Source organism: Thermogladius sp. 4427co, from assembly GCF_051933805.1.
Lineage (GTDB): Archaea > Thermoproteota > Thermoprotei_A > Sulfolobales > Desulfurococcaceae > Thermogladius.
Window position 1 is genome coordinate 1034458 of sequence record NZ_CP196893.1, and the last position, 26365, is coordinate 1060822.

Consider the following 26365-nt stretch of genomic DNA (forward strand, 5'->3'; position numbering starts at 1 on the left):
ACCTACCACCCCTCGCTCAATAGTTTTAACGCGATCTCATTCCTAGCTCTGAAGACTATCTCCCTAACAGGCCCCGATTCGATTATTCTACCATCATACATGACATTAACGAAATCACCAATCCTAAGAGCCTGGTTAGGGTTGTGTGTAACCAGTATTATAGTGACCTCGTTCTTTAACTCTCTCAGCGATTCCTCTATTTTCTTCGCATTTATCACATCTATGTTAGCAGTCGGTTCGTCTAGTAGGAGAACCTCCGGCTTCATAGCCAGCGCCCTCGCGAGACATAATCTCTGCTTCTGACCTCCGCTTAATACACCCGGCTTCTTATCTAGCCTATCTCTAACTTCATCCCATAGCATAGCCTTCTCTAGAGCCCATCTAACTAATTCGTTAAGCTCGCTCTTATTCTTGGCAACACCGTTAACCCTAGCAGGTAGAGCTACGTTTTCAAATATACTTAAATGGGGGAATGGGTTAGGGATCTGGAATACCATAGCAACCCTCCTCCTCACCTCCACAGGATCGAGGCTATAGACGCTGACCCCGTCTAGGAGTATATCACCATCCCTCCTGATACTGCCGTGTATTTCAATAATCCGGTTAATGCTCTTCAGAAACGTTGATTTACCCGAACCGCTAGGACCTACTATCACCGATATTGAGTTCCTCGGGGCGCAGAAATCCACACCTTTCAAGATTTCCGCACCCTCGATCCACAAGCGGAATTTCCTAGATTCTACAATACACTTCATAATTCAACACCTCTAACTAGTTTTGTTAAAGCAAAAATTGTTAAGTAAACAACATATAGGACGAACGCAGCCCCCCATGCGAATTCGAATTGGGATGGGAAAGGTGAACTAGCTAGTGTGAATATTAGTGTGGTTATTGTAGAGGATGGTTGCAACAGGCTTGATAGACTAGTTGGGTAGCTGTAGAAATCGTTCCCTATAGTGAAGAGGAGTGGAGCTGTCTCCCCCATCAGCCTTGCTAGAGTTACACTCACCGCTGAGGCCAAGCCTGCTTTCGAAATACCTATTACTACTTTCGTCAATACTCTGAACCTATCCAGCCCTATCGAATAGCCTGCTTCACGGTAAGTGAGAGGTATTGACGAGAAAATATTCTCGAAGTAGGTGATCAACATAGGTAGTGATACTATTAGAAGCGAGATTACGCCGGCGAGCATACTTTGTGTTCTCATCGGTACTACTACTAGATAGTATACTACAACAGATATAGTAATAGTAGGGATTCCGTAAAGGCTTGTAACCAGGTATCTCACTATGCTGATAATACGTTTATTCGCATACTCTACGAAAGAGTACGCTATAAAAATAGCTAATGGGAGGGATAATAGTATTGCCAGCCCTGATGTGATAAGGGTTGATACAAGGCTTGGTCCTAGCCCTCCAATAGGCTCCTGCTGGTTGGGTAGTGGCGGGCTAGCGTACAGAATGCTTAACCCATTTAGCAGAACTATCCTAGCGCCATTTAAGATCACGCCAATATGTATTATCAGTAGAGCGAGTATTGATATAAAAGAGAATAATAGTATTGTGGTTTTTAATACGAGTATTTTGAGACGCCTAAGCCTATCCACTGAACACCGCCCTAAGCTTCTTATTTAAGCTTAGACCAGCCAGGTTTAATAGCAGGGATATTACGAAGAGTATCAGAGAAGAGAAGAATAAAACGCTGTTGACGAGAGGGTATATGGTAGAGTAGCCGAAATTATTCACGATAAGAGAAGGTATTGTCGAGACCGGTGAGAATAAGCAAGGGGAGATAATAATCTGGTTTCCGGCGAGTAGTGAGACAATAGTTGTCTCGGTAAGCACCCGGCTGAGTGATAGCAGTATTGCTGATATCACAGCTGGTTTGATCATAGAGATCTTCATAATGATTACTTCTTCTTTCACAAGGCCGGTGCTGTACATTGCTTCAATATACGTTAAAGGTATCATCCTTAGCGACTCTCTCAGTAAGACAGCTGTGTAGGATATGGTAGAAACCGAGAGGACCAGTGATGCTGTTAAGAGGTTCTGGCCTGTCAACGGATAGCATCCGAATACCGGGAGAAAGCCTAGTAGCTTGTGCAGGGGTATTTCAACATACTGCCTGATATTATTACTCAGGAATGCTACACCTAGATAAGCAAATATAACTGTAGGTATTCCAGCTGTTAAATCGATGAATATATCAACATACTTCCTAACCTTCTTACTCAAATACTCTTCTGTGAAAATTGTTAGCGGTATTGAGAAGACTAGGATTATCGGCAAGGACACTAGACCTACTTCAAGCGATCCTATAATCGGTGCTAGTATCCCGTATTCGCCGTGGTCTAAATCCCATGTAGGTGAGAAAAGACTTACACCGAGATTCGTCAACGAGGGAATAGACTTCTGTAGCAAGACTCCGATAATTAAGAAGAATAGAGTTAGAAAAATAGATAAATTGAGGGAAACAAAAAGACGGAAAAAGTTGTTCACATACACCACCTATGTAGTGCCCTAGCTCATTGCTTTAAAACTATTTAGTAAGTCAGTAGCTAGAGTAGCTGGGAGAGAATAGTAGCCTTGAAGCATATTTCTCTGCCCATCTGTTAGTATGAATTCAATCCACTCCGATACAGCCTGCTGTTTAGCAGGGTCCGAGTACTGCTTCCAGAAGATTTCGAAAGTAAACGATACTAGCGGGTAAGAGTCTTTGCCTGGAGCATATATTACAAAGTAGGAGTACTGGCTCCAATCAGCGGTCATATTATGTGGCAGTAAAGAGATTGCAGCCTCTACTGCCGATATAACACTATTGTTATCTGGGACTATGAAAACACCCTCTCTGTTCTCTATTGCAGCGTACTGTAGACTCGAACTCTGGGCATATTGTATTTCAACGTAGCCCAAGCTGTATTGTGTATTTTTGACTGTGAGAGACACCCCGTCGCTACCTTTAGCCCCAATAGCGTTTGGAGAGCTTACTACGAAACTAGGCATGGAGAGACCGACTAGGTCGCTAGACCATTTACTTGGACATGATTTGCTCAAGTAATATGTTAGAATATTTGTTGTACCGCTCTTATCACTCCTGTAGACGACTATGATATTCTTATCAGGTAGCTTATCTGCTATAGCAGGGTTTAATTGTTTAATCAGCGGGTCATCCCATTTAATGACCTCGCCTCTTAGGATTCTCGCGAGTATACAGCCAGTGAGATTCAAGTGGATGCTAGATGGGATCTCCGGGAGGTTGTAGATTACAACGACTGCTCCGATAGCTATCGGCAATTGCAAAACTTTATCTCTGTACTGGTTATACAAATTACTAGGTAGAGGAATATCGCTTCCAGCGAAATCGGCAGTGCCTTCAAGGAATGTACTTATTCCAGCCCCGCTACCAACCGGCTGATAGTTTAGGTTTACGCCAGTCTTGTTTCTGAAGAGTTGGGACCAGTATACTACTAGCGGTGCTTGGAAGGTCGATCCTGCCCCATTTATGGTGACGGATCCGATGGGACTAATCGTACTAGACGTGGATTTACCTGGATTGGAGCTATACCAAAAGAGGAATGCTGAGACTACGGCAGCTATCATTATAGCTATTATTATATATACTATTATTTTTTTGCTCATTTTTAAATCCCTTGGGGTATAAGTATGAATATAAACAAATATAAGCCAATCCCTAAATATATTTAAAGAGTTCTTAAAACTTTAAAGCATTTTAAATGTTTTAAAACTCTTTATAAAGTAATACTTTACCTCATGGATATCATAAGGACGAATATGATCAAATCTATTAATGTCAAAACAATAATCGCTGTCTGTAGTTTCTTCTTGAAGCTCATGTTACATGAATATATTTTCTAATTCTTATAATATTAGCCTTGTAAACCATTATACCCTCTTTAAAGTTTATAAACCTTGTATATAATGATAAAGAGGTGGGCGATGTTTAAACGCAGGATTCAGGTTATTAGCGGTTCTACGTTCATGGTATCTCTCCCTAAAGAGTGGGTTAGGCTCCACAACCTGAAAGGGCATGATGAGGTGGTTATGGAGATACTCCCCGATCTTAGCCTTAAGATAAGTCCTGTAGAGTCTAGGAGGAGCTACGAGAGGTTTTTCACCTACCAGTTGTCTGGTAATAAGAGGTATGATATTATACAGCTGGTATCAGCTTATCTTGTGGGTTACGACGAGATCAGGGTTGACTGCAGTAAGTGTAGCCCGGAATATGCTAAGAGTCTTATAAGTGAACTGATTTCTAAGACCCTTGGCCTTGAGGTTTTAGAGACAAGCCAGTACCAGTACGTTATCAAGAACGTCGCCGGTGAACTTAGTATTGGAGTAAACGAAATAATTCTACGTGTTTTTAGGATACTAAGACTAATGCTACAGGACCTTGCCGATATATTTGAGAAGAACTCGAATCTTCAACTACTCGGGGAGCTTTCTGAGAGAGATAGTCTCGTAGACAAACTCACACTTTACGGTCTTAGGGTATTCAACAAGATTTTCATGGGAGAGATCCTTCCAAAAGACCTGGGTTTCAAATCATTCGCCGAGGTTAACATATATTACAATATTCTCAAGAACCTTGAGAGAGCGGTAGACCATGTATCATATCTCGCAAAAGATACCCAGGAGACTTCTGATAGAATCGAGGAAGATATCCGGTCTCTAGTAGTAGAATATGCTAGGTCTCTAGGGGATTTCAGCAGTAAGATAATGGATGTAATATCTAAAAGTGAGACGTCGGAACTTGAAGAGGCTATATTAGTCCACTACGAGAATCTTAAAGCGCTATCTGAGAAACTACATAAATATCTTTTAGCAAAACCGAACTACTTCTTCATATATGACCACCTCCATAGAATCAGAGGGTATTTGCTCGACATTCTCGAACTAGTTAGTGATATGAGATATATCTCGCTAAGGCTGAAATCTTTTAGTAGCTAATCTCAGGACGTGGCGTATGTAAGCTACTACTGTACCGGGCTTTAGTTTCGAGGACCCTGTCATCCTCCTATCCATGGTATAAGGGTGGTCGCAAACCCTGGCTTCTTTATTTGATTCTAAAAGATCGAGTAGCACTTTAAAACTCCTTGGCTCAGCAATCTTCAACTTGTCGAAAACGGATCTTCTACCAGCGAAAAAGCCGGACATAGGATCGCTGGTCCTCCTAGTAGAAGGCAGCATGAGCCAGGCTATTAACGTAGCTGTTTTAGAGACTATCCTCCTATGCCATGGCAGACCTTTCAGCCCGGATCCTCCTATATACCTTGAGGCGACAACTATATCGCAATTCTCCAATTTTTTGATCATACCCGGTATGTATTCTGGAGGATGCTGCAGGTCAGCATCCATCACCACAATATAGACCCCTGTAGATGCTTTGAAACCGTCTACTACGGCTGATGCCAAGCCCATTTTACCAGGCCTCTTAATAACCTTGACAGGGTATATGCTAGACAACTCCTCTGCCAGCTGCCAGGTTCCATCAGGCGAGTTATCATCGACAACTATAATCTCATAGTTAATACCTGCTTCAGAGAGAGCTTGGTGTATCCTCTCGAATAGGATGGGTAGATTCCCTCTTTCATTGTATGTGGGTACTATTATTGAGACCTTCAAACCCCGTGACCTGCTTGTTTGAACTTCATAATTAATTTAAATAAGTTTCCCAGATTATATCTAGGAGAAACTGCGTAAACGGTGTTTTTAGAATGTGGTATTCTAGCAATATAGGCGATTTCCTAGAGTGGCTTAGGAGTATTGAGAGGAAGTGGCAGAAAATATGGAGGGAGAAGAGGGTATTTGAGGCAAACCCCGATCCTGCTAGGCCAAAGTTCTTTATAACAGTACCCTACCCCTATACCAACGCCCCGTTACACATCGGCCACGGGAGGACGTATACTATCGGCGATATAATAGCGAGGTATAAGAGGCTTAAAGGGTTTAACGTCCTATTCCCTATGGCATTCCATATCACTGGCACCCCGATTATAGCGATATCCGATCTAATAGCTAGAGGCGACCCAAAGGTTTTATCTAGGTACGAGTCTTATGTTAGAATGTATGTTCAAGACGAGTCTAGGGTTAGAGAGATCCTCGAGTCTTTCAAAGACCCGTACAAGCTTGCCGAATTCTTCGCTGAAAACGTTCATGTAGATTTCGAAGCCCTAGGGTTCAGCATAGACTGGAGAAGGAAGTTCCACACCGGGGAGCCTTTGTATCATAAGTTTGTTACATGGCAGTACCTTAAACTAGCTGAGAAAAACCTTTTGAGCAAGGGAAGCCATTACGTAACGTACTGCCTCCTCCATAAGCAACCCGAAGGAGAAGACGATATCGAAGACGCTGACGTGAACCCTGTCGAGATCGTAGAGTATACAGCTATTAAATTCAAGCTTTTGGATAGAGGCTCTAGCATGCTTGCTGCTACCCTTAGGCCGGAGACTATATTCGGTGCGACAAACCTTTGGGTGAACCCTGATGCGGACTACGTCGAGTTTGAGATGGGGGGCGAGGCTTTCATAGCATCGTATAAAGCATACGTTAAGATCCAGCACCAATATCCGGAGTCTTCCCCAAGGCTTATCAGGGAGTTTAAGGGCAGGGAGCTCGTTGGAAAAACTGTTAGAAGCCCTCTAGGGACTCAGCTAGTAGTATTACCAGCCTGGTTTGTAGACCCTGATGTAGGAACAGGCATAGTGTACTCGGAGCCTAGCGATGCACCCTACGATTACGTAGCGTTAACAGATTTGAAGAATGACCCTCAGAAAATCCTAGTTTTCGGAATCGATCCTATGATAGTGAATAGTATATCCCCGATCAAGATAATAGACGTCCCTGGCGTGAAAGGGCATTATGCTGAAGAGATAGTTAAAGCGATGAATATCACAGACCAGTTCGATCCGAAACTCGAGGATGCTACGAATATTGTTTACAAAGAAGAATTCTATAAAGGTATTATGGCAGTAGATGACCCCGAGCTGAAAGGTAAGCCGGTTAGAGAAGCAAGGGAGATCGTTAGGAAGAGGTTGATTAGTTCCGGCGATGCTATAAGGTTCTTCGAGCTGAACAGGAAGGCTAGGTGCCGTGCCGGCGGGGAGATCATCGTTGCGAAAATAGTAGACCAGTGGTTCTTAGACTATACTAGTGAAGACCTGAAGAAGAAAGTTATCGAATACGTTAACAACAGGCTGGTGGTCAAACCAGAAAAATATAGGAAGGCTTTCATAGACTCTATTAACTGGCTCGAGAAGAGGCCTTGCGCTAGGAAAAGAGGGATTGGAACTAAGCTACCTTTCGACCAGGACTGGATAATCGAGAGCCTAAGCGATTCGACAATCTACATGGCTTTCTACACAATTATCCATAAATTGCGTGAGAAGAACGTAAGTCCAGAGTCGTTGAAACCCGAGCTCTTCGACTACGTGTTCCTTGGCTTGGGAAGGCTAGAGGATGTTGCTAGAGAGACCGGGCTGCCCCCGGGCTTCATCGAGGAGCTGAGGAGAGAGTTCGAGTACTGGTACCCTGTCGATTTAAGACATACGTCTACACCGCATATATCAAACCACCTCTCCTTCTACCTGATCCACCACATCGTATTATTCCCGGAGAAATATTGGCCTAGGGCTATAACATTAAACGAGCCCGTGATCAGGGAGGGAGCTAAGATGAGTAAGAGCAAAGGTAATGTGATCAACCTTAGGGATATAGCGGAGAGATACTCTGCCGACCTCTTCAGGCTCTACATATCCTGGGCAGCGAGCATGGATAGTATACTCGATTGGAGGGATAGGGATGTATCCTCGGTAGCAGACCTTCTACTAAGATTCACAAGGCTTGTCTCGGACGCGTTAAATAGCAGCTGTGAGAACCCCGGTAGGGATATTGCTAGTAGATGGTTTAAGAGCAATTTCTACAGGTTTGTGAGAAAAGCCGAAGAAGCCATGGAGGAGTACGATGTCAGAAACTACGTGCAGAACGCATTCTTCAACATTCTAAACCTTGTAGAGAAGTATAGAGAGTTCAGAGGTAAATTACCCTGCGATATAAGAGATATCGTCGAAGACTGGTTAAGGATACTAAATCCTGTAATCCCCCACCTCACCGAGGAGCTATGGAGTCTGATAGGGAAAGAGGGGCTTCTATCGTTAGATAAATGGCCCGAGGTTAAGACAGAGTATTTCGACGAAGAAGCCGAGGTCTTGGTTAATGAAGTCGAGAGTGTGGTAGAAGATATCAAGAATATAGTTGAAGCTGTCGGGAAGAAACCGGCCAGGATATATATTATTGTAGCAGCCGACTGGAAGAAGAAAGTCATCGAACTGGCTTCGAAAGGCGCTGGGATCCGGGATATAATACGTAGTATATCCCCGATAATAGGTCCCGGGAGAGAGAAGGATATTGTCGAAGTATACAGGGCTTGGAAAAGTGGAGGTATTCCCGAGAAAGCTATGATAATAAATTCGGCAAAGGAGTTAGAAGCTCTATCCTCGATGTTGGACTACATAGCTAGGAAAACAGGTGCTAGCGTATTAGTGCTATCTGAAGAAGAAGCTTTAGCAAAGGATGTGCAAAAGGCTACTAAAGCACTATTAGGAAGACCGGCTATCTACATAGAATTCGATTAGTAGCTTAAAGGAAGCCTCCTTTACTTTTTCAATTATTACAAGTTTTAATATATTGAATCCCATATAATAGACCAGGGGTTTGTATGGAGGGTTCTATTCTTATTAAAAACGCGAAACTATATGTTGATAAGCATTTTGTCGAAGCTAACATACTGATCGAAGAAGGTAAGATAGCATCTATAAGCCGTAAGGAATTCGTAGCCGATAAAATTATCGATGCTGAAGGCCAGCCTGTAATACCTGGAGGGATCGATGTACACGCTCACGTCTACGACCCCGAGTACACTCAGAACGAGGACTGGAGGAGCGGTAGTTTAGCAGCGGTTTTCGGCGGTATTACTACCTTAATCGATATGCCGTTAAGAGTCTATGTTGATAATGTAGAAATTCTTCGAAGGAAAATAGAAGAGGCTAAGAGGAATTCATATGTAAATTATGGTGTAACAGGGGGTTTCATAAACGGTAAGAATAAGGATTCGATACCTAGACTAGCGAATGCTGGCGTTAAAACATTTAAAGTGTTCACAGCGAGGCCGTTTAAAGCAGACGATTACGACATACCGGCTATTTTCGAAACCATTTCTAATGTCAACGGTGTTGCTATAGTACACGCCGAAGACGACCCTCTAATAGAACAGGGGGAGAAAAAGTACAAGGGGTTTGATAACCCACTATACTATCATTACCATCGTTCAGATAGCGCTGAAGCCCTAGCGATATTGAAGGTCGGCTTCTACGCCGCTGAAGCCAATACCAGTCTCCATATCGCTCATTTAAGCAGCGCTAAAGGCTTGGAAGCGGTTAATTTCTTGAGGAGGTTTTATAGCAGGATAACCGTCGAGACATGCCCTCACTACTTGTATTTCACGCGTGAAGATGCGTCTAGGCTTGGGAACTATGTAAAGGTAGCGCCGACATTGAAGACTGCGGCTGATAGAGACGCTTTGTGGAAGGGTTTGGAGAACGGATCGATAAATATCTACGCTAGCGATAATGCCCCAGCCCCTAGGTCTGAGAAGGAGAAAGACGCTTGGAGCGCATGGGGCGGCATTCCTAACCTCGAGATAATGGTGCCATTCCTGTATACTTTTGGTGTTGAAGGTAGAAGGATCTCGTTTGACACGTTCGTAAGAGTTGCTTCGAGTAACCCGGCTAAACTCTTAGGCATATATCCTATGAAAGGCGAAATAGCAATCGGCTCAGATGCTGATATAGTTGTTTTAGAGACGAGGAAGCCCCGTAGGATAACTGCCTCAACACACCACCACAAAGTAGATTGGACTCCGTGGGAGGGTCTCGAACTGAAAGGACACCCGCTCTATACGCTTGTCAACGGGGTTTTGATAATCGAGAAAGGAGAGCTTGTCGGAGAACCTGGGTCTGGAAAATATATTGGGGATTTAATTAAGCGATAGTAATACCGGTTCAGCACGACAATTTTGATCGCCGGGGATCGAATTATTTGTAGTATAGGTGGTCTACGATGCTACCCCTACTGATTATAACCCAGTACTATGTTCAGCTACTAGCTATCATGAACCCTTTCTCAGCCCTCCCTACATTTCTAAGCCTGACCGAAGCGTTATCGCCGAAAGAGAAAAAGGAGATCGTTAAAAAAGTCTTTTGGACCATACTCGTAATAATGCTTGTCTTCACATTCCTTGGAAGTATTATTCTCGAAGCCTTTAGTATCTCGATCGCGAGCCTAAGGATCGGTGGTGGTATCATATTAATGGTATTAGCAATAGACATGCTAGGAGAAATGCCTAGGACTAAGTCGGTGGATCCGAGGGATATGGCTGTAGTCCCTATCGCGACCCCTCTCATAGTAGGTCCTGGGACTCTAACAACTATTCTTCTACTCACAAGCACTGAGAGAAACGCATTAAGCATGTTATTATTAATAGTAGCTGAGCTCCTCGCGGCTCTAACAACCATGGCTGTGCTGTATTTCTCAGAGTCGATGGTCAGGGTATTAAGGGTTAGTACTGTTCGAGCGCTCGGTAGATTCATGTCTATAATAATAGCCGCTGTAGCAATAGATATGATCGCTAAAGGTATATACGCATATATTGAATCCTATTTCCCATATTTGTAGATATGTTCAAAAAAGTATATTATTTATCCAAAACATTTCATTTCTACTTATATACGTTAAGTTTATATATTCAACTGTTAAGAAAATAGTTAAACAAGCGGGTGTGAGCAATATATGAGTCCTAAACTACTATGGACTATTGTAGCAGTTTTAATAATTGTTGTAGGTGTTGCTGCATTCTACGCCGGAATGTCTATGGCTCCGACCCGGACGGTAACGACAACACTCCCTGGCGGGGGAGTAGTTACAACAACTGTTACACAGACTGTCAGTGCCGGCGGCCAGGCTTGGATCCCGCCTTCAACAATTAAGGCTGCATGGGTCTACGTAGGTCCTATAGGCGACTTCGGCTGGACATATGCCCACGATGTTGGGAGAAGAGTTGTCCAGGAATTATACAAAGACTGGTTGCAAACGACATATGTTGAGAGCGTTACAGCAGATCAGTTGCCTTCTGTAATTGACAACTTGGTTGCTCAGGGATATAACGTTATATTTACTACAAGCTTTGATTTCATGGAGAATACTATTAAAAGTGCTCGGAAGTATCCTAACGTAATATTCTTCCACTGCTCGGGGTATATGAGAGCACCTAATGTAGGGACATACTTCGCAGACCTATACCAGGCGTACTACCTGAACGGGCTTTTAGCCGGTGCTTTAACTAAGACAGGGCAGATAGGGTATGTAGCTGCTGTCGAAATACCTGAGGTGGTAAGGCATATTAACGCATTCGCGATCGGGGCCCAGGAGGTAGCGCAGCAACTGGGTAAGAATATTACGGTTCACGTAATAGTTATCGGAGGGTGGGTTGCACCTGACAAGGCTAGGCAGGCTGTCCAGACACTGTTCCAGACGTACAATGTTGATACATTTGCTTTCACAGAGGATACGCCTACAGTGATACAGACGGTGGAGCAACTATACCAGAGCACAGGTAAGCAGTTATACGTATTCAGCCACTACTCGCCCGGTTATACTTACGGTACTGACGTAGTTGTATCAGGACAGATTGTCCACTGGGAGGTTATATACGCAGATATCCTAGCCAAGATCAAGGCTGGTATATACACGCCTTACAACCTTCAGAATGTTGACTACTGGTATCTAATGAACACTGGCGCTGTAGATGTCGGTGCATACATATACTCGAACGGTAGCATAATGTATATTAATCCAAAGTTCGTAGACCAGTTGAAGAGTATAATGGTAACCGATAAAGTAACAGGCCAGAGGATGAGCGTGTACGACCTATTCATGCTTAGAATGCAGGAGTTTAAGGAGGCACCGCTCTTAGAGAATATACAGGAGCAGGCTAACACTCACATCTACGAGACTGTTGTAGGATTGAAGATACCACCTGCTAAACCCGGAGTGCCGGAGCCGGCTACTAACTGGACGTGGAATGTAGCACCGGTATTCGACCCGTTCACCGGCCCGCTAACCTTCTGGAACCTGTCTAACCCGAGCCAGCTGATTCAAGTACCGGCTGGAGTAAGGCTTGGACACGACGACCTATGGTCTATGCAGTACTACCTGTACCCAGTAGTACATAGAGTAGGTGCTATATAGCTTTAAACAAACCTAAAGAGGTGGTGAATGGTGTCCGTGGATAAAAAAGTTTTTTTACAAACCCCTTCTCAACCTCAACCGTTTATTTCCGTGAGAAAAATAACTAAGAGATTCCCAGGGTCTATAGCATTAGATAACGTCAGCGTCGACTTCTATGAGGGAACTATACACGCCGTCCTCGGAGAGAACGGTGCTGGTAAATCAACGCTTGTGAAAATATTATCCGGCATATATACTCCGGACGAGGGAGCGATCTACGTTAAAGGTAAAAGAGTGACGATCGAGAGCCCTATGAAAGCGATAAGTCTAGGTATAGCAATGGTATCACAAAGTCCTGTACTCATCGACAGGCTCACCGTAGCCGAGAACCTAATACTAGGCCTCAGGAAATACGGGGTATTCTCGTCGCCTAAGAAAGTGGAGAAAACATTTGCAGAGATAGCCCAGAAGATAGGGATTAAAGTAGACCCTAATGAAGAAGTGTGGAAGCTCTCGTACACGCAGAAGCAGCTTGTCGAAATATCTAGGGCTCTCATCCTAAACTCTAAGGCAATAATCCTCGACGAGGCATTAACATATCTACCTCTAGAAGAACGAAGGAAGTTCTACAAGTATCTAAAAGAGTTTGTAGCAGGAGGAGGTCTAGTGATACTTATAACACACAAGATACCTGAGGCGTTCGAGGTAGCCAGTAAGATAACCGTGTTGAGGAGGGGAAAGCTTGTAAACACCGTAGACACTAATAATATCACTATGGATAGTGTCAGGGAAATGATGTTCGGCGAGAGGGCTAAGGAGATAAGCTACGAGAGGCTGATGGACGGAACCCCATTAGAACCTATTCTGGAAGTAAGCGACCTGTGGGTTAAGAACGATTTCGGGACATACGCGTTGAAAGGTGTATCCTTTACTGTTAGAAGAGGCGAAGTCCTAGGCATAGCAGGTGTAATAGGAAATGGCCAGACGGAGCTAGTGCAGGCATTATTTGGCTTAAGGCCTATCGAGCGGGGTTCTATTAGAATAACCGTAAACGGTAGAACATATGTTAGGCCATCTACACTACAACTAAGAAAGCTAGGGGCTGGATATATACCAGACCAACCCTTATCCCATGGAGTAACGATAGATTACGGTATGAACGAGAATATTGCGATAATACCAGGCTATACAGGCCCGATAATCAACTGGGCTAGACTTGAAAAATTGTCCAAGAAGTTCATAGAAGACCTAGCTATAGTTACTCCAGGCTCTAAGACACCTCTCAAATTTTTGAGCGGCGGGAACCTAATGAAAACGCTCGTTGCTAGAGAGATAGATACGGCCAAGAACCTACTAATATCCTTCAATCCAACTAGAGGACTAGACGAAGTTACAAGCGTCAAAGTGAGGAAGCTGATTAAGGAAAAAGTCGTACGTGATAAAATAGGGGTACTCATGGTTAGCGAAGACCTAGATGAGATATTCCAGGTTAGCGATAGGATTGCAGTTTTAAACGATGGCAAGATAGTTGGATTATTCGATGCTAAAACAGCTGACAGAGGCGAAGTAGAGAGGCTAATGGTGATGTGAGAATGGTCAGTATAGTTGTCGTAAGAAGAGTGAAACCAATACCCTACTTCATAGTACCTATCTCAGCTCTCGCTGCCGGCATAGCTGTGAGCATTGTGATATTATTCTTCCTAACCGGAGGCATGGTAACGCCTATGGACGTACTATACTCGATCTGGGCGGGTCTATCGCAACCATATGTCATAGCCTACATATTCATAATACTCACGGTTATAGGATTCGCGTTAGTACTTAGCTTTAAGGGCGGAATATACAATATCGGCGGTGAAGGACAGTTCTGGATAGCGACATGGGTAGTTGTATGGCTTGTTTTCACACAACCATTCATTGAATCGTTGAATCAAGATATATCGAAGCTACTGTTACTACTTGCAGGATTCATATCCGGGTTCGCGTGGGCTCTAGTAGCGGGGGCGATAAGAGGCTACATAGGGGTTGACGAGGTACCTCTAACACTAATGATGAACTATATAGCGTACTACTTGATCGACTGGTTTGTGATGATACCTGGCAAACCATGGCGAGACATCTACGGCTATGCTAAAACAAGATCTCTTCCATCATCCTTACAGTACCCTATAATACCGGCACTAAACGTCTCAATAGAACTAATAGCTATACTCTTAGGCGTTGGATTAATCGTATGGTTTATCCTAGATTATACGAAGCTTGGGCTAGCGATTAAAATCCATGGGAGCAACCCAAGGCTGTTGAGGAGTGCTGGTTATAACGTCCCTTTGATAGCGATGCTTACGCTAGCGATCTCGGGAGGTTTCATTGGGATCGCTGGGGTAGGGTACCTGTGTGGGGTAACACCGAGTATTAGAGTGCCTGTGGAGACAAGTACATCTGGGTTCGGGTACATAGGCATACTAGTAACATGGCTTTCAATGCTTGAACTATACGCTGTCCCGATAGCAGCCTATGTTGTAAGCAGCCTTTACAATGCTGGTACAACCCTTATGGCTATGAAAGGTATGCAGCAAGCAGGAATAACCGCTGGCGTGACAAACGTTTTTATAGGTAGCGTCCTCCTTATGTATGCCTTGCTAATAACCATGTCCGAGTACGAGATAAAGATCGTTGCGTGATGGCTATGATCAGTGGTTTCATAGACTTAGCAATAGCTTCGGCCGGTCTCTTCATAGCATATTACCTAATGGCTCTGGGACACTCTATTGTTGAAAAGAGCGGTGTACTGAATCTCGCTATAGACGGATTATACGCTCTCTCAGCCACGCTGGCATTCTTCTTCGACGTGTACTACTCGAACAACCTCCTGCTATCTTTCACAGTACCTGCCCTAGTCGCTATAGTATTCGGTTTATTCATGGCATTCGTTCTGACAAAATTTCCAGTAAGCCATGGTGCTGTAGGACTATCCTTAATGTTCCTGATGTACGGGTTAGCAAGTATTATCGGCTACGGCCCTAGGATCGTACAGGCAGCGCTACCTAATTTCTCACCGGGAATAACGTTAACTCAAAACGAGCGTATCATAGGATATATTATAATGGTAGCCCTTGGAGCATTCTTCTACTGGTTTATCGAGGGAACTAAAATAGGTGTATCGATCAAAGCCTCGGGCGAGGATCCCGCAGCCGCTGAAAGCCTAGGGACTAATGTACTCTTGTCACGTCTCATAGCAGCAGGCATAGGGTTTGCGATGATGGGTCTCGGCGGCGCAGCATACATGAACTTCTACGTGAGGCTCTGGGATGAGAGAGCGGTATTGCTGAGTGGTAACGGCTGGTTAGCATTCGCAATAGCTTTAAGCGGTGGAAGGCATCCACTAGTAGTGCTACTAACCGCGTTCATATTCTCTATACTAGTCCATTCAAGCCTGCAGCTAGTGGCATGGTATAATATCTCGAGAGACCTGGCTTACGCGCTACCCTTCATAGTCGCTATTATAGCGATGACGATATACATGGCTACTCCTCTAAGGAGAATCCTAGCACCCCCTAAGAGCCTGGGAAGGATTTACTTCAGGGAAGAGAGGACTGTCTAAAACCTTTTTTTCCTTTCATCTCTTTTTATACATCCTATAAGCTTATAATTGAGTATTAGTAGAGTCCAATAGCCAGGGATTTAGTAAATCAGCTTGTCAAGGGAGTAAGAGTGGAGAAGAAACTACTAGCATCTGTGCTTGCTTTAATAGTAATAGGCATAGCGTTAATGTTAGTATCATTTAACATGCCTAAGGAATTAGCTTTCAAAAAGGAATACTTCTTTCGGAACCCTGGTTCTTATGTAAGTGTTTCACTATGGCTTGATAAAGGGGATATGATCACCTTTAAAATGCCTATGTCTGTCAACGGGACTCTTACTCTACAGGGCCAGGAAAATGTTTTCAGAGACAATTTCTATGATGTAAGCACGTTTTCGATTCTAGTACAAAGCCCCAGCGGGCTATATAATTTGACGATATCTTTCGCCACGCCACCCGGGAATTTAAGCATAGAAGTAAGAGGGTACAAGTTTTCGATGGTTCAGAATCTGCTGGGGGCATTTGGCTTAATCCTATTGCTTTCAACCCCTTTCATACTATACGTGTACTATTACTCGCAGGGCAGGAAGTATCCTGATATCGTAGACCTGGAGGTGAGCGGGGTTAGAATATCGTGTAAGAGCATTGGCTACGATAGGCATGAGTGTGTATTGAGCTTTGAGACCGATTTGGAGAAGGATATTGCTGGGAAGGTTGAGGCCTGTCTGGCTTCAATCGCTTACCATCATATCACAAAAGTCTCTCATAGCATTCTATATGCTAGGCATAGAAAGATGAGGAATGAGCTGTTGGTTGACGTGAGAAACAATAGTGTAGTACTCAGCTACAGGGTGCGTAAAGCAATTGCCCGTGGTAGTATGGACCTATCGTGGATTTCTAGAGAAGCGGCAGAAATAGTTAAATGTATACTATCTAGGTGAGAACATCAGCTAGAAGAAAGTTTTAAAGAGCGGCTAAATCCTATACCTTATATATGATGATGAGGAATCCTGGGCTGTTAAAATAGTGTTGAAGGCCCCGCATAGCTGAAGAAATTAGAGTAACATTTTTATTTCCAACCTATGTTAAATCAAGAAAGGTGTGGTAAATGGCTAGGTACAAGGTCGAGATAAACCCTAGGGAGAATTGTATATCAGATATGGTCTGTGTATCGATATGTCCAGACGTGTTCGAGATGAGTACAGAGGATAACAAATCCCAGATCGTTGCTAAGTATAGGGTAGACCCTAACAACAACGCTGTAGGGATAGTGCCGGAAGACCTGAAGGGATGTGTTGAAGACGCTGCCACAGCATGTCCTGTCCAGATCATTCATGTGACGAAGATAGAAGGATAATCCGTAAGGAAACATTTTTCGCACATCCCCCCTGTTATAATAGGGGTGTTTTAAACGTCTTTCCTTCCCGAATGGGTTAAAGACCTTGCGTATAAGACGCTGGTTGAGAGTATAAAGTATCCTACCGTCCTCGGAGAAGCCTACGAGGATATAGTCGATTTCTACAAGGAGACGCTAAAGAATTACGGTGTGCACATAACAGTGCATAAGGTCGACGAAGAGTATGTAAAGAAGAATCTCCCGGCAATATATAATCCAAATAAGCCGAGGTACATTCTCCTAGCAAGGATTGGCAGCGGGGATAGGGTTCTCCAATTCAACGGGCATTATGATGTGGTATCACCCGGAGAGGGTTGGCAGACAGACCCGTTCCAGCCAGTGGTAAAAGACGATTTAGTGTATGGTAGAGGAGCTACAGATATGAAGGGTGGGATAGCGTCGATTATTGCGGCATTAGCTTACCTAGCCTCCGGTAGAGAGCCTAATATCATCGTGGAGGCAGCTCTTGTCCCAGATGAGGAGATAGGTGGTTTAACAGGTACTGGATACCTTGTAGACGTATTGAATAGTAGGCCGGACTGGGTTGTTATAGCCGAGCCGAGCGGGTTAGACAATATTTACATAGGACATAGAGGAGGTGTTTGGGCTATGGTTAAAGTATACGGTAGGCAAGCCCACGGCTCAACACCGTGGCTTGGCGAGAACGCGTTCGAGAAAATGGTGTATCTAGCTAAAGCATTCATAGAGGAATACAAGCCTAGACTGAAGGAGAAGAAAAGCAGTTATGTATATGAAATGGATGAAGCATCCCATCCTACGGTTACCCTAGGAGGGAGACTGCTCGCTCCAGGCTCTATAAATATCGTGCCAGGCGTAGCCGGCTTTAGTATCGATAGGAGGCTTATAGTAGAAGAGAAAGTCGACGATGTTATCCAAGAGCTTAAGAGCTTCCTGGAGGAGGCTTCTAGAAATATAGGTGTAAACGCGGAACTAGAAGTACTTGAAAGGTCGGAGCCTGCACTAACAAGCCCTGACTCCAGGATTGCGAAAATGGTTGAAGCCTCGATAGTGTCTAAGCTGAATATACAGCCTAGGAAAACAATATGTGTTGGGGGCTTGGATTTAAGGTATTATACGAGGAGGGGTATTGAAGCAGTAGCATATGGTCCAGGCGAGGTCGGGATGGCTCATAAGGTTAACGAGTATATTAAGTTAAGGGATGTATACAAAGTCGTCGATATCTACGTAGACTTGGTTAAGAGACTAGAAGCATGAGATTGTAAACGCCTATCCTAAAGTATTTTTAAAGATACGTGTATGAAAATATCTTGATTGTTATGACAGTTAAGATCCTCATCGCTAATAGAGGAGAGATTGCTGTAAGAATAGCTAGGAGTATCTCTGAGATGGGGTTCAAGCCTCTAGGGATATACACTCCTGTTGACAAGAATAGTTTGCACAGGAAATTTGTATACGAGGACGTAGAGGTTTCAAGCTATCTCAGCATTGATGAAATAATCGAGGCGGCGATAGAGCTGGGTGCTGACGCGATCCACCCGGGATACGGGTTTTTAAGCGAGAATAGTGTCTTCGCTAGAAAGGTTATTGATAAAGGTATAGTATGGATCGGCCCTAGGCCTGAGGCTATTGAGAGGGCTGGAGACAAGATCGGGCTGAAGGAGACAGCTATAAAACTCGGTTTACCAACTCTCCCATACCAGCTAGTTAAAGACCCTAGTGATATAATAGAATTCGCGCGTGTCCACGGCTATCCTGTTTTGATAAAAGCTGCAGGGGGAGGAGGAGGAATTGGAATGAGGATAGTCTTTAACAGAGGCGAAGCTGAGGAGAAGGCTAGGTTAGCGCAAGAAGAAGCTGAGAGAGCATTTGGCGATAAAAGGATTTACGTAGAACCATACCTGGGTCATGCTAAGCACATTGAGGTGCAAATCCTAGGAGATGGCGAGAGAGTTATCCACATGTATGAGAGAGAGTGCTCGATACAGTTCAGGTATCAGAAACTCGTTGAGGAAGCACCATCTCCTTCTATAACAGGAAGCGAGAGAGACGAGGTGACAAGGATAGCGGTTGAGCTGATGAAGGCTATAGGCTATGATAATGCTGGTACGGTCGAATTCTTGTTTGATACTAAAAATAGGAGATTCTACGTTATGGAGGTTAATACAAGGCTGCAGGTAGAGCACCCTGTTACGGAATTAGTTACGGGAGTGGATATTGTGAAAAAACAGATTAAGATCGCTTTCGAAGGAGTCCTAGACATTGGGCAGGAGGATATAGTATTAAGGGGTCACGCAATAGAAGCTAGGGTTATGGCGGTCAATCCTATAAGTCTAACACCTGTATCAGGCTATATAACAAGGTATAGAGAACCATCGGGGCCAGGTATCAGAGTGGATTCCGGTGTGGCTGAAGGTTCTTATATACCGGCCGACTACAATCCTCTGATCTCGAAAATAGTGGCATTTGGTTCGACCAGAGAGGAGGCGGTATCAAGGCTGTTGAGGGCTCTCAACGAGTATGTAATAGACGGTATCCAGACCAATATCTACTTCCTGAAGAGTATAATACAATCGCCAGAATTCATTAAGGCAACATACACGACCGAGTTTGTTAGTAACAATATGGACGTGCTAGCCAAGAAAGTTGAGCAAGAACTCTCTATCCAAGCCCTTGCTACAGCGGTAGCATCCGTGTTCCAACCGGATTTTAATAAATTGCTTAAAGGGAAGATAATCAGAGAGAAGCCTACGGAGACACGTGTCGAAGCTATTAAGAGAAGGGCTTGGACATACTGGACTTTAACAAGAAGTAGGCTTAGAAGGAAATAAGATTCAAAACGATTCCATATTCTAATCAACTATTGTTGAAAGGATTGCCCCAAGCTGTATTTTAACAAGATCGCTAATAGGGATAGTGTAGAAACTAGAATACGCCTTGAATTTATCGGCTATGGAAATTATTTTTGTCCTTATCTCTTTTTTCAACTCAATTAGATTATTTGGCAGGGTTGATTTAGTCTCCTCGAATTCAATGGATCTGTGGAGAAGCCCGAGTCTCAACAGGCCCGAGTAGAATAGTACTCTTGCGTAAGCATCGAATGCTTGAGCTACCGAAGCGTTCTCGTCTAAGCTTTCATCTTTTTCAATCCAATTCCTCTCTGCAATAATGCTTTTCAGGGATGTTTCTACAAAATACGATAATGCTTCATAAAACGGGTTATCCTCTGAAGCATATGGCGCTATTTTACCCATATATTCCTCTATCTGTCTTAAGAGTTCTTCTTCGAGGTTTATTCTTATTTTTAATAGTTCTCTTCGTGGTATCCCGATTCGATAATTATTACTTAGTCTCTCATCGTAAATATAAGGTACCTCACATACTAATTCAAAAACACCAGGCACCTGTTTCTTGGAATAATCGAATGTGCTTCCGCCATGGCTAATAGCTTTAGCTACATCCTTCCCATAGTATTTCTCATACCAGTCATAGATTTTTTCGATACTAGGCATATAGAATATTCCGTCCTTGATTTTCTCTATGTAAGGGGCTTCCGGCTCTCCGTAATGAATTGGGACATTAAATCTAGATGGTATTTCGTAAAGCATTTCTAATACTTGCTTAGAAAGTTCTTTTGTAACATAATAATATGTCCCTGAAAAACCAGAATTATGAAGGCTATATATATGCGTTGGCTTCCATTCATCGATTACTTTCATTAACGCCCTTGTCTCAGGAATAGGATTATTGAATTTAAGCTCCTTATATTCAACTGGGAAACTCCACTCAACCTGTTTATACCCTGGAGGCCGGTAATAGTTCAAAGCATACTTCACGATGTCGAATCCTCCTTTAAACCATCCCTCGTTTAATCTAGCACCATAAAGGTCGGCGGCCTTAACAAGAATCCATGTGGCTCTACTCATTACAATAAATTCTCTATCAATATCAAATATTTTTGTTAACACCTCGATAGTCATAGACCCTACTGGTTCATTAGGATGTGGGAAACCTATTGCGAGAATTGATTTTTCATCGCCCCCTCTTACTATAAGGGCTTCGACAGGTTCACCGTTTCTAGCTGTTCCTATTTCAACTAATTCAGCTATATCATTGTTTTTCTTAACGAATTCTCTGGAGCTCTTTTTTAATTCGTCAATGTACATAAATTCATTAATATGGGGCACGCTCTCTATATATTTGTATACAAAATTTCTTACTTCTTCCATTTTGTTATACCCAATCTATTTTATCCTGGCCTATTTTATACTTAGTTAAAGTTTATATACCTGTGCATATTATTCTCCTATTTCTAAGGGTATGATGTGTAATGTTGGCAAAATATGTACGTGCTGAAAATACAAAAGTTATTCTCCTGCTATTAATAATAGGTATACTGTTTGTCTCACAACTAAGGGTAGTGTTGTCGGAAACGCCTTCGCAAAGCAATACTCTAACAGTTATCTACTGGGGTGATATAAAGAGTTGGAACCCTGATAGTCAGGTAGATGATGCGTTATATGGTATTGCGCCAAATCTATTCGATAGGCTAGTAGCTTTAGATTACAATTATAATATTATACCCGACCTTGCGTACAATTGGACTGTTAATTCTAATGCTACAGTCTTTACTTTCTACTTGGTAAGAAATGCTACATGGCATGATGGTGTGCCTTTTACTTGCGTTGATGTTAAATGGACTTTCGAAGCGATAAAAAAGTATCATGGTATAGCGTATAGTAATCTAATGATGGATCATATGGTTAGTGTTAATTGCCTCGACAACTACACTGTCCAGTTCGTATACGATACACCATTCCCAGCGTTCTTATCTTTTGTAGCATGGTATGGGACGTTTATCCTACCAGCCCACATATTTAACAGTACTCAATATAAGGACTGGATGGATCCTAACATACCTGCTTTGCAGCACCCTATTGGAACAGGACCTTTCAAATTCTATCAGTATGTGAAAGGCAGCTATATAGTACTGGTTGCGAACGATAATTATTTCCTGGGAAGACCTAAAATAGACAAACTAGTATACGAGATAGTCCCAGATCCAACGAGTGCAGAGCAAACCTTTTTATCGGGTAATGGCGACGTCCTAGCTAATACGCCTCCTGTATCAGATATACGAATATTGAACCAGACTCCAGGCATTGTAGTTAAGGTCTTACCTACTCTGAGCAGATACTACATTGGGTTCAATATGCTTGAGCCATTGTTCCAGAATAGCGATTTCAGGTTGGCAATAGCGATGAGTATAGATAGGAACGAATTAAACCAGAAAGCTTACTCGGGTTACGCATTCCCTGCTACAACAGCCTGGTTAAAAGGTATGTCGTTCTGGTGGGATCCCAACGCTACATACCCTCCATACGACCCTGTTAAAGCACAGCAAATCCTTGATCAGCTAGGATATAAAGTAGGCCCCGATGGTTATAGGCAGTTCCCTAACGGTACAACTATCAATCTAAGACTAGTGATATTCCAGGGTTCTACCTCAGAAGCTATAGCGCAAGTACTCCAGAATCAATTAAAGAGAGTCGGGCTAAAGGTGACTATTGAAGAATACGAGATAGCCACCTGGGAGACTAAAGTCGTTAAGCAGAGGGATTTTGATATCGCTCTATGCGATGGTTTTCACGGTCCTGATCCTCACAATATGTATATGAGATATTCGAGCTATGCCTATATAAACTTCGCTAACTATAGCGATCCCGAGTTTAATGAATTAGTGCTAAAAGCGGCTCAGACAGCAGATCCTTATGTTAGGAGGGAATTGTATTTCAAAGCTGAAGAAATATTTGCAAGAGACCTTGTATACATACCACTCCTCGACTTGCCAGCATTCTTCATATATAGGCAGGGATGGCATGATATGCCATGGGATCTAATAGGAGTTGTACCAATCGGTAGCTACTATAAAGCCTGGTATGGCCCAAGCACACAAACCAGTAATCCCACTTCAATAACAAGCACTAGCACCACCACTACGAGTACCCAGACAACAAGTACTGTAAGCCCGGTTTCAGCGACATCAACGACTACATCAAATACCACTAGTAGCACAGTAACTACAATATCACAAGGAGCCCTGGCTACAAACTGGGTAATTGTAGGAGTCGGTATTATAGCAGTAGTCGTAGTAGCTGTACTCGTATGGTTGAGGCTGAAAAAGTGAAAAAGTACATAATTAATAGGATTCTAGCTTCTTTTTTAGTTTTTGTGTCCGTACTTATTATTAACTTCATACTTATCAATATAGCACCTGGTAATCCAGCTTTAATGATGGGTGCTGAAACAGGTCTTGTAAGCAATGATTATGCCGAATATTTGATCCATAAATGGGGACTTGACCAACCATTGTACGAGAGACTTTTAATATACATGTATAATGTATTCCGCGGTGACTTAGGGATTTCTTATCGTTATGCTGTACCAGTAGTGGATTTGATCGTTGAGAGGATACCTATGACGCTCTTGATCATGGTGCCGAGTATAGTGTTAGCGTTCATGCTTGGAGTCCTAATAGCTGTCTTAGCAGCATCAAAACCAGGCGGGGCATTAGATGTTTCTTTCACTGGGTTCTCGATGCTGACATACTCAATGCCGTCTTTTTGGCTAGGCATTATCCTTATAGAGGTCTTCAGTATAAAATTGAAAATCCTACCTGCTACAGGTATAATAAGCCCACAGTATATAGGTTCTGAGGGTACTTTAGGATATTACCTTGACATGGCTAAGCACGCTGTACTGCCAATACTAACCTTAACCCTAGGTTTGTTCCCTATATATTTCAGGTTGACAAAAAGCGTAATAATGGATCAGCTCGCAGAAGATTATATTATCGTATTAAAGGCTAAAGGACTCTCCAAGTTTAGAATACTATATTTCCACGCTTTAAGAAATGCGATAATACCTGCTGTCACGCTTCTGGGCCTTCAGCTTGGTTTCGCATTCGCCGGAGCAGCTATAATAGAGAACGTATTCGCATGGCCTGGTATCGGCCGTCTAATGTTAGATGCTATAACAGCTAGAGACTACCCTCTAATAATGGGTATATTCCTACTGGTAACAGTCATGGTTCTAGTAGCAAATATTATAGTAGATCTAATCTATGGTTTATTAGACCCTCGCGTAAAAACTGGGTGATTTACTTGGAGCCACGGGTGAACATTGAGGGCATCCTGCAAGCACATTCAATATATAGTGTTTTGAAAAGAAATATTGGTAGTGTTCTAAGAGGAGTTAAAGAATTTGTTATATGGGCTACAAAAGATTTTGAAGGCCTACTTGGGCTAACTATCATAACAAGTATAGGGGCTTTAGCAGTCCTCGTAAACTGGTTGAATCTACCGGATCCAAGCGCTATGGTCTATAAACCATTTACTCCACCATCTCTCAACCACTTGCTTGGCACGGACAGGTTTGGTAGAGATGTTCTCAGCAGAATATTATGGGGTGCTAGAACAAGCCTCATTGTTGGATTATCTGCTGCAATATCGGCCTCTCTAATAGGGTCTCTCCTAGGCGTTATAGCAGGTGTCTACAGGGGATTAATTGATATGGTGATAAGCAGGGTAGTAGAGATATTTATGATGATCCCAGCCTTCTTCCTTGCACTAATACTTGCTGTAACCCTTGGCCCCTCAATATATAATATAATATTTGTTGTATCAGTAACTAGTTGGCCTACTATAGCAAGGGTAGTAAGAGGTCAGGTGCTGAGCTTAGTTGAGAACCAATATGTAGAGGTAGCTAAATCCTTCGGTGCTAGTAATAGATACATTATGTTCAAACATGTACTACCGCAAGCAATACCTCTGATAATATCCTATACGATACTTCTGGTAGGTAACGCCATGCTACTTGAGGCAGGCCTCAGCTATCTAGGATTAGGAGATCCAAATATTCCTAGCTGGGGCAGGATGATTTATGAGGGTCAGCAATTATTATTTACCGCTTGGTGGCTAAGCGTTTTCCCAGGTCTATTCCTTACGTTAACGGTATTAGGGTGGAATTTCCTCGGAGATTCCCTAATAAACTATCTTAACCCTAAGAAACGGATTGTTAGGGAATTCGAGATATAATTTTTCTCGTATATTCTCTCCTATTCAACAATCTTCCCAGGCATTTCAATTGCTATGATTATTTGATACGATGTTGAAGATTGCTATGATTAGAAGGTCGTAAAAGGGTCCATAGACTTATTTCCTGGGGGACATAACCGATAATCCTCCTCGCTTTAGATGCTTGGGATACTACGTCTAAACCGAAAACCCTAGCAGTTCCAGAAGTCGGTTTAATCTGTGTAGTCAGAATCCTCATTAAAGCGGCCTTACCTGCTTCATTTGGTCCAAGAATAGCATGGGAAGTCTTCTTCTACCTGTAGATCCACACCGTTTAAAGCCCGGACACCACCCGAGTAGATCATGATAAGCTTAGAAACCTCGTTCGCGTTCAACTCTTATCCCTAAAGACTGAATATGCTATGCTGCACTACCCTATCTATACCACCTTATATAAACCTTATAAAGTATGTCATTTTCTATGTTAATGAAATTTATTGATAGCAAGATTTAATCATAGCGATATATGCTTTAAAAGTCTTACAGAGTATTTGATGATATATAAGTTTTAAAATATGTTTAAAATAAAAGTTCCAGTTTTATCTATATTATTTGTATATTGTTATCTCGAGAACCCCTTTCCTAACCCTGATCCTAGTGTTCTCTTTCTTGGGGTGGAATGGTAGCGGTATTACCAGGCTGTACTGTTTTACTTCAACACCTCTATACCTCTCCGACCATTTTCCAACGTCTATCTTCGACTTGAGCAATGCTTTAATCCTAAGCCTGTTCTCCTCGAACAATACCTCGATATCTCCTTCGCTCGCGTATGGCAGGTCAACGTATACGATAACCCTGTCTCCTAGATCCCTCATACTATATAGGGGTTCTATTGTCTCGCTGTAGAACGGCTTGTATGAATGCTCTCCTCGGACTTCCTCGGCAATCCTCCTAATCTCCCGTCTAAACTCGTCTTCGATCTCTCTGAGTCTTCGTTCGACCCTTTTGAAGAACTCGTCTATGAAGTCGCTCATGA

The 26365-nt window shown here is 42.9% G+C and carries 22 protein-coding genes and 1 pseudogene; 15 read left to right on the forward strand and 8 right to left on the reverse strand.

Annotated elements, in window-relative coordinates:
- Positions 1 to 2 precede the first annotated feature (2 nt).
- The 4 genes from ACSU1N_RS05880 to pstS form a co-directional block, all read right to left on the reverse strand.
- Positions 3 to 755, reverse strand: coding sequence for a phosphate ABC transporter ATP-binding protein (locus tag ACSU1N_RS05880; RefSeq protein WP_440059315.1), 753 nt, complete (start codon positions 753 to 755; stop codon positions 3 to 5).
- Positions 752 to 1606, reverse strand: coding sequence for an ABC transporter permease subunit (locus ACSU1N_RS05885; protein WP_440059316.1), 855 nt, complete (start codon positions 1604 to 1606; stop codon positions 752 to 754). The genes ACSU1N_RS05880 and ACSU1N_RS05885 overlap by 4 nt, the downstream gene beginning before the upstream one ends.
- Entirely contained in the window at positions 1599 to 2420 is an 822-nt protein-coding gene (locus ACSU1N_RS05890; protein ID WP_440059317.1) for a PstC family ABC transporter permease, read from the reverse strand. The genes ACSU1N_RS05885 and ACSU1N_RS05890 overlap by 8 nt, the downstream gene beginning before the upstream one ends.
- Positions 2421 to 2519: 99 nt before the next feature.
- Entirely contained in the window at positions 2520 to 3638 is a 1119-nt protein-coding gene (gene pstS, locus ACSU1N_RS05895) for a phosphate ABC transporter substrate-binding protein PstS (protein ID WP_440059318.1), read from the reverse strand.
- A gap of 300 nt (positions 3639 to 3938) precedes the next feature.
- On the opposite strand from pstS, the gene ACSU1N_RS05900 reads away from it, so the two are divergent.
- Complete coding sequence (locus tag ACSU1N_RS05900) at positions 3939 to 4967, forward strand: AbrB/MazE/SpoVT family DNA-binding domain-containing protein (RefSeq protein ID WP_440060292.1); 1029 nt, start codon at positions 3939 to 3941, stop codon at positions 4965 to 4967.
- On the opposite strand, the gene ACSU1N_RS05905 is transcribed toward ACSU1N_RS05900, so the two are convergent.
- Positions 4941 to 5642, reverse strand: a complete 702-nt coding sequence (locus ACSU1N_RS05905; protein WP_440059319.1) for a polyprenol monophosphomannose synthase — start codon at positions 5640 to 5642, stop codon at positions 4941 to 4943. The two genes, ACSU1N_RS05900 and ACSU1N_RS05905, sit on opposite strands and share 27 nt — an antisense overlap.
- Positions 5643 to 5734: 92 nt before the next feature.
- Between ACSU1N_RS05905 and leuS the strand changes: the two genes are divergently transcribed.
- The 11 genes and pseudogenes from leuS (at position 5735) to ACSU1N_RS05960 (ending at position 20085) form a co-directional block, all read left to right on the forward strand.
- Positions 5735 to 8650, forward strand: a complete 2916-nt coding sequence (gene leuS / locus ACSU1N_RS05910; RefSeq protein WP_440059320.1) for a leucine--tRNA ligase — start codon at positions 5735 to 5737, stop codon at positions 8648 to 8650.
- Positions 8651 to 8733: 83 nt separating this feature from the next.
- Positions 8734 to 10065: a dihydroorotase gene (locus ACSU1N_RS05915; protein ID WP_440059321.1), complete on the forward strand. Its 1332-nt coding sequence runs from the start codon at positions 8734 to 8736 to the stop codon at positions 10063 to 10065.
- 68 nt (positions 10066 to 10133) lie between these two features.
- Positions 10134 to 10748, forward strand: coding sequence for a MarC family protein (locus ACSU1N_RS05920; protein WP_440059322.1), 615 nt, complete (start codon positions 10134 to 10136; stop codon positions 10746 to 10748).
- A gap of 114 nt (positions 10749 to 10862) precedes the next feature.
- Entirely contained in the window at positions 10863 to 12320 is a 1458-nt protein-coding gene (locus tag ACSU1N_RS05925; protein WP_440059323.1) for a BMP family ABC transporter substrate-binding protein, read from the forward strand.
- 90 nt (positions 12321 to 12410) lie between these two features.
- Entirely contained in the window at positions 12411 to 13889 is a 1479-nt protein-coding gene (locus tag ACSU1N_RS05930) for an ABC transporter ATP-binding protein (protein ID WP_440059324.1), read from the forward strand.
- A gap of 2 nt (positions 13890 to 13891) precedes the next feature.
- Positions 13892 to 14980 carry an ABC transporter permease gene (locus ACSU1N_RS05935; RefSeq protein ID WP_440059325.1) on the forward strand — a complete coding sequence of 363 codons (1089 nt, stop codon included), beginning with the start codon at positions 13892 to 13894 and terminating at the stop codon, positions 14978 to 14980.
- A gap of 5 nt (positions 14981 to 14985) precedes the next feature.
- The gene (locus ACSU1N_RS05940; RefSeq protein WP_440059326.1) at positions 14986 to 15900 is read left to right on the forward strand and encodes an ABC transporter permease subunit; all 915 of its coding nucleotides are present in this window, start codon (positions 14986 to 14988) and stop codon (positions 15898 to 15900) included.
- Positions 15901 to 16010: 110 nt separating this feature from the next.
- Positions 16011 to 16820: a hypothetical protein gene (locus tag ACSU1N_RS05945; protein ID WP_440059327.1), complete on the forward strand. Its 810-nt coding sequence runs from the start codon at positions 16011 to 16013 to the stop codon at positions 16818 to 16820.
- Between the two features lie 167 nt (positions 16821 to 16987).
- Positions 16988 to 17236 carry a ferredoxin gene (locus tag ACSU1N_RS05950; protein WP_440059328.1) on the forward strand — a complete coding sequence of 83 codons (249 nt, stop codon included), beginning with the start codon at positions 16988 to 16990 and terminating at the stop codon, positions 17234 to 17236.
- 78 nt (positions 17237 to 17314) lie between these two features.
- A pseudogene (locus ACSU1N_RS05955) lies at positions 17315 to 18511 on the forward strand (M20 family metallopeptidase); the annotation flags it as partial.
- A 62-nt stretch (positions 18512 to 18573) separates the two neighbouring features.
- Positions 18574 to 20085 carry an acetyl-CoA carboxylase biotin carboxylase subunit gene (locus ACSU1N_RS05960; protein WP_440059329.1) on the forward strand — a complete coding sequence of 504 codons (1512 nt, stop codon included), beginning with the start codon at positions 18574 to 18576 and terminating at the stop codon, positions 20083 to 20085.
- Positions 20086 to 20106: 21 nt separating this feature from the next.
- Here the strand turns inward: ACSU1N_RS05960 and ACSU1N_RS05965 are convergent, their stop codons facing one another.
- Positions 20107 to 21483, reverse strand: coding sequence for a hypothetical protein (locus ACSU1N_RS05965; protein ID WP_440059330.1), 1377 nt, complete (start codon positions 21481 to 21483; stop codon positions 20107 to 20109).
- A 194-nt stretch (positions 21484 to 21677) separates the two neighbouring features.
- Between ACSU1N_RS05965 and ACSU1N_RS05970 the strand changes: the two genes are divergently transcribed.
- The 3 genes from ACSU1N_RS05970 to ACSU1N_RS05980 are packed head-to-tail and all read left to right on the forward strand — an operon-like array spanning position 21678 to position 25350.
- Positions 21678 to 23441 carry an ABC transporter substrate-binding protein gene (locus ACSU1N_RS05970; protein WP_440059331.1) on the forward strand — a complete coding sequence of 588 codons (1764 nt, stop codon included), beginning with the start codon at positions 21678 to 21680 and terminating at the stop codon, positions 23439 to 23441.
- Positions 23420 to 24412, forward strand: coding sequence for an ABC transporter permease (locus tag ACSU1N_RS05975; protein ID WP_440059332.1), 993 nt, complete (start codon positions 23420 to 23422; stop codon positions 24410 to 24412). Before ACSU1N_RS05970 ends, ACSU1N_RS05975 begins: the two co-directional genes overlap by 22 nt.
- A 5-nt stretch (positions 24413 to 24417) precedes the next feature.
- Complete coding sequence (locus ACSU1N_RS05980; RefSeq protein WP_440059333.1) at positions 24418 to 25350, forward strand: ABC transporter permease; 933 nt, start codon at positions 24418 to 24420, stop codon at positions 25348 to 25350.
- A 58-nt stretch (positions 25351 to 25408) separates the two neighbouring features.
- Here the strand turns inward: ACSU1N_RS05980 and ACSU1N_RS05985 are convergent, their stop codons facing one another.
- Together ACSU1N_RS05985 and ACSU1N_RS05990 are read right to left on the reverse strand one after the other, a co-directional pair.
- Positions 25409 to 25588, reverse strand: coding sequence for a hypothetical protein (locus ACSU1N_RS05985; RefSeq protein ID WP_440059334.1), 180 nt, complete (start codon positions 25586 to 25588; stop codon positions 25409 to 25411).
- 349 nt (positions 25589 to 25937) lie between these two features.
- Entirely contained in the window at positions 25938 to 26363 is a 426-nt protein-coding gene (locus ACSU1N_RS05990; RefSeq protein WP_440059335.1) for an Hsp20/alpha crystallin family protein, read from the reverse strand.
- Positions 26364 to 26365: the final 2 nt, after the last annotated feature.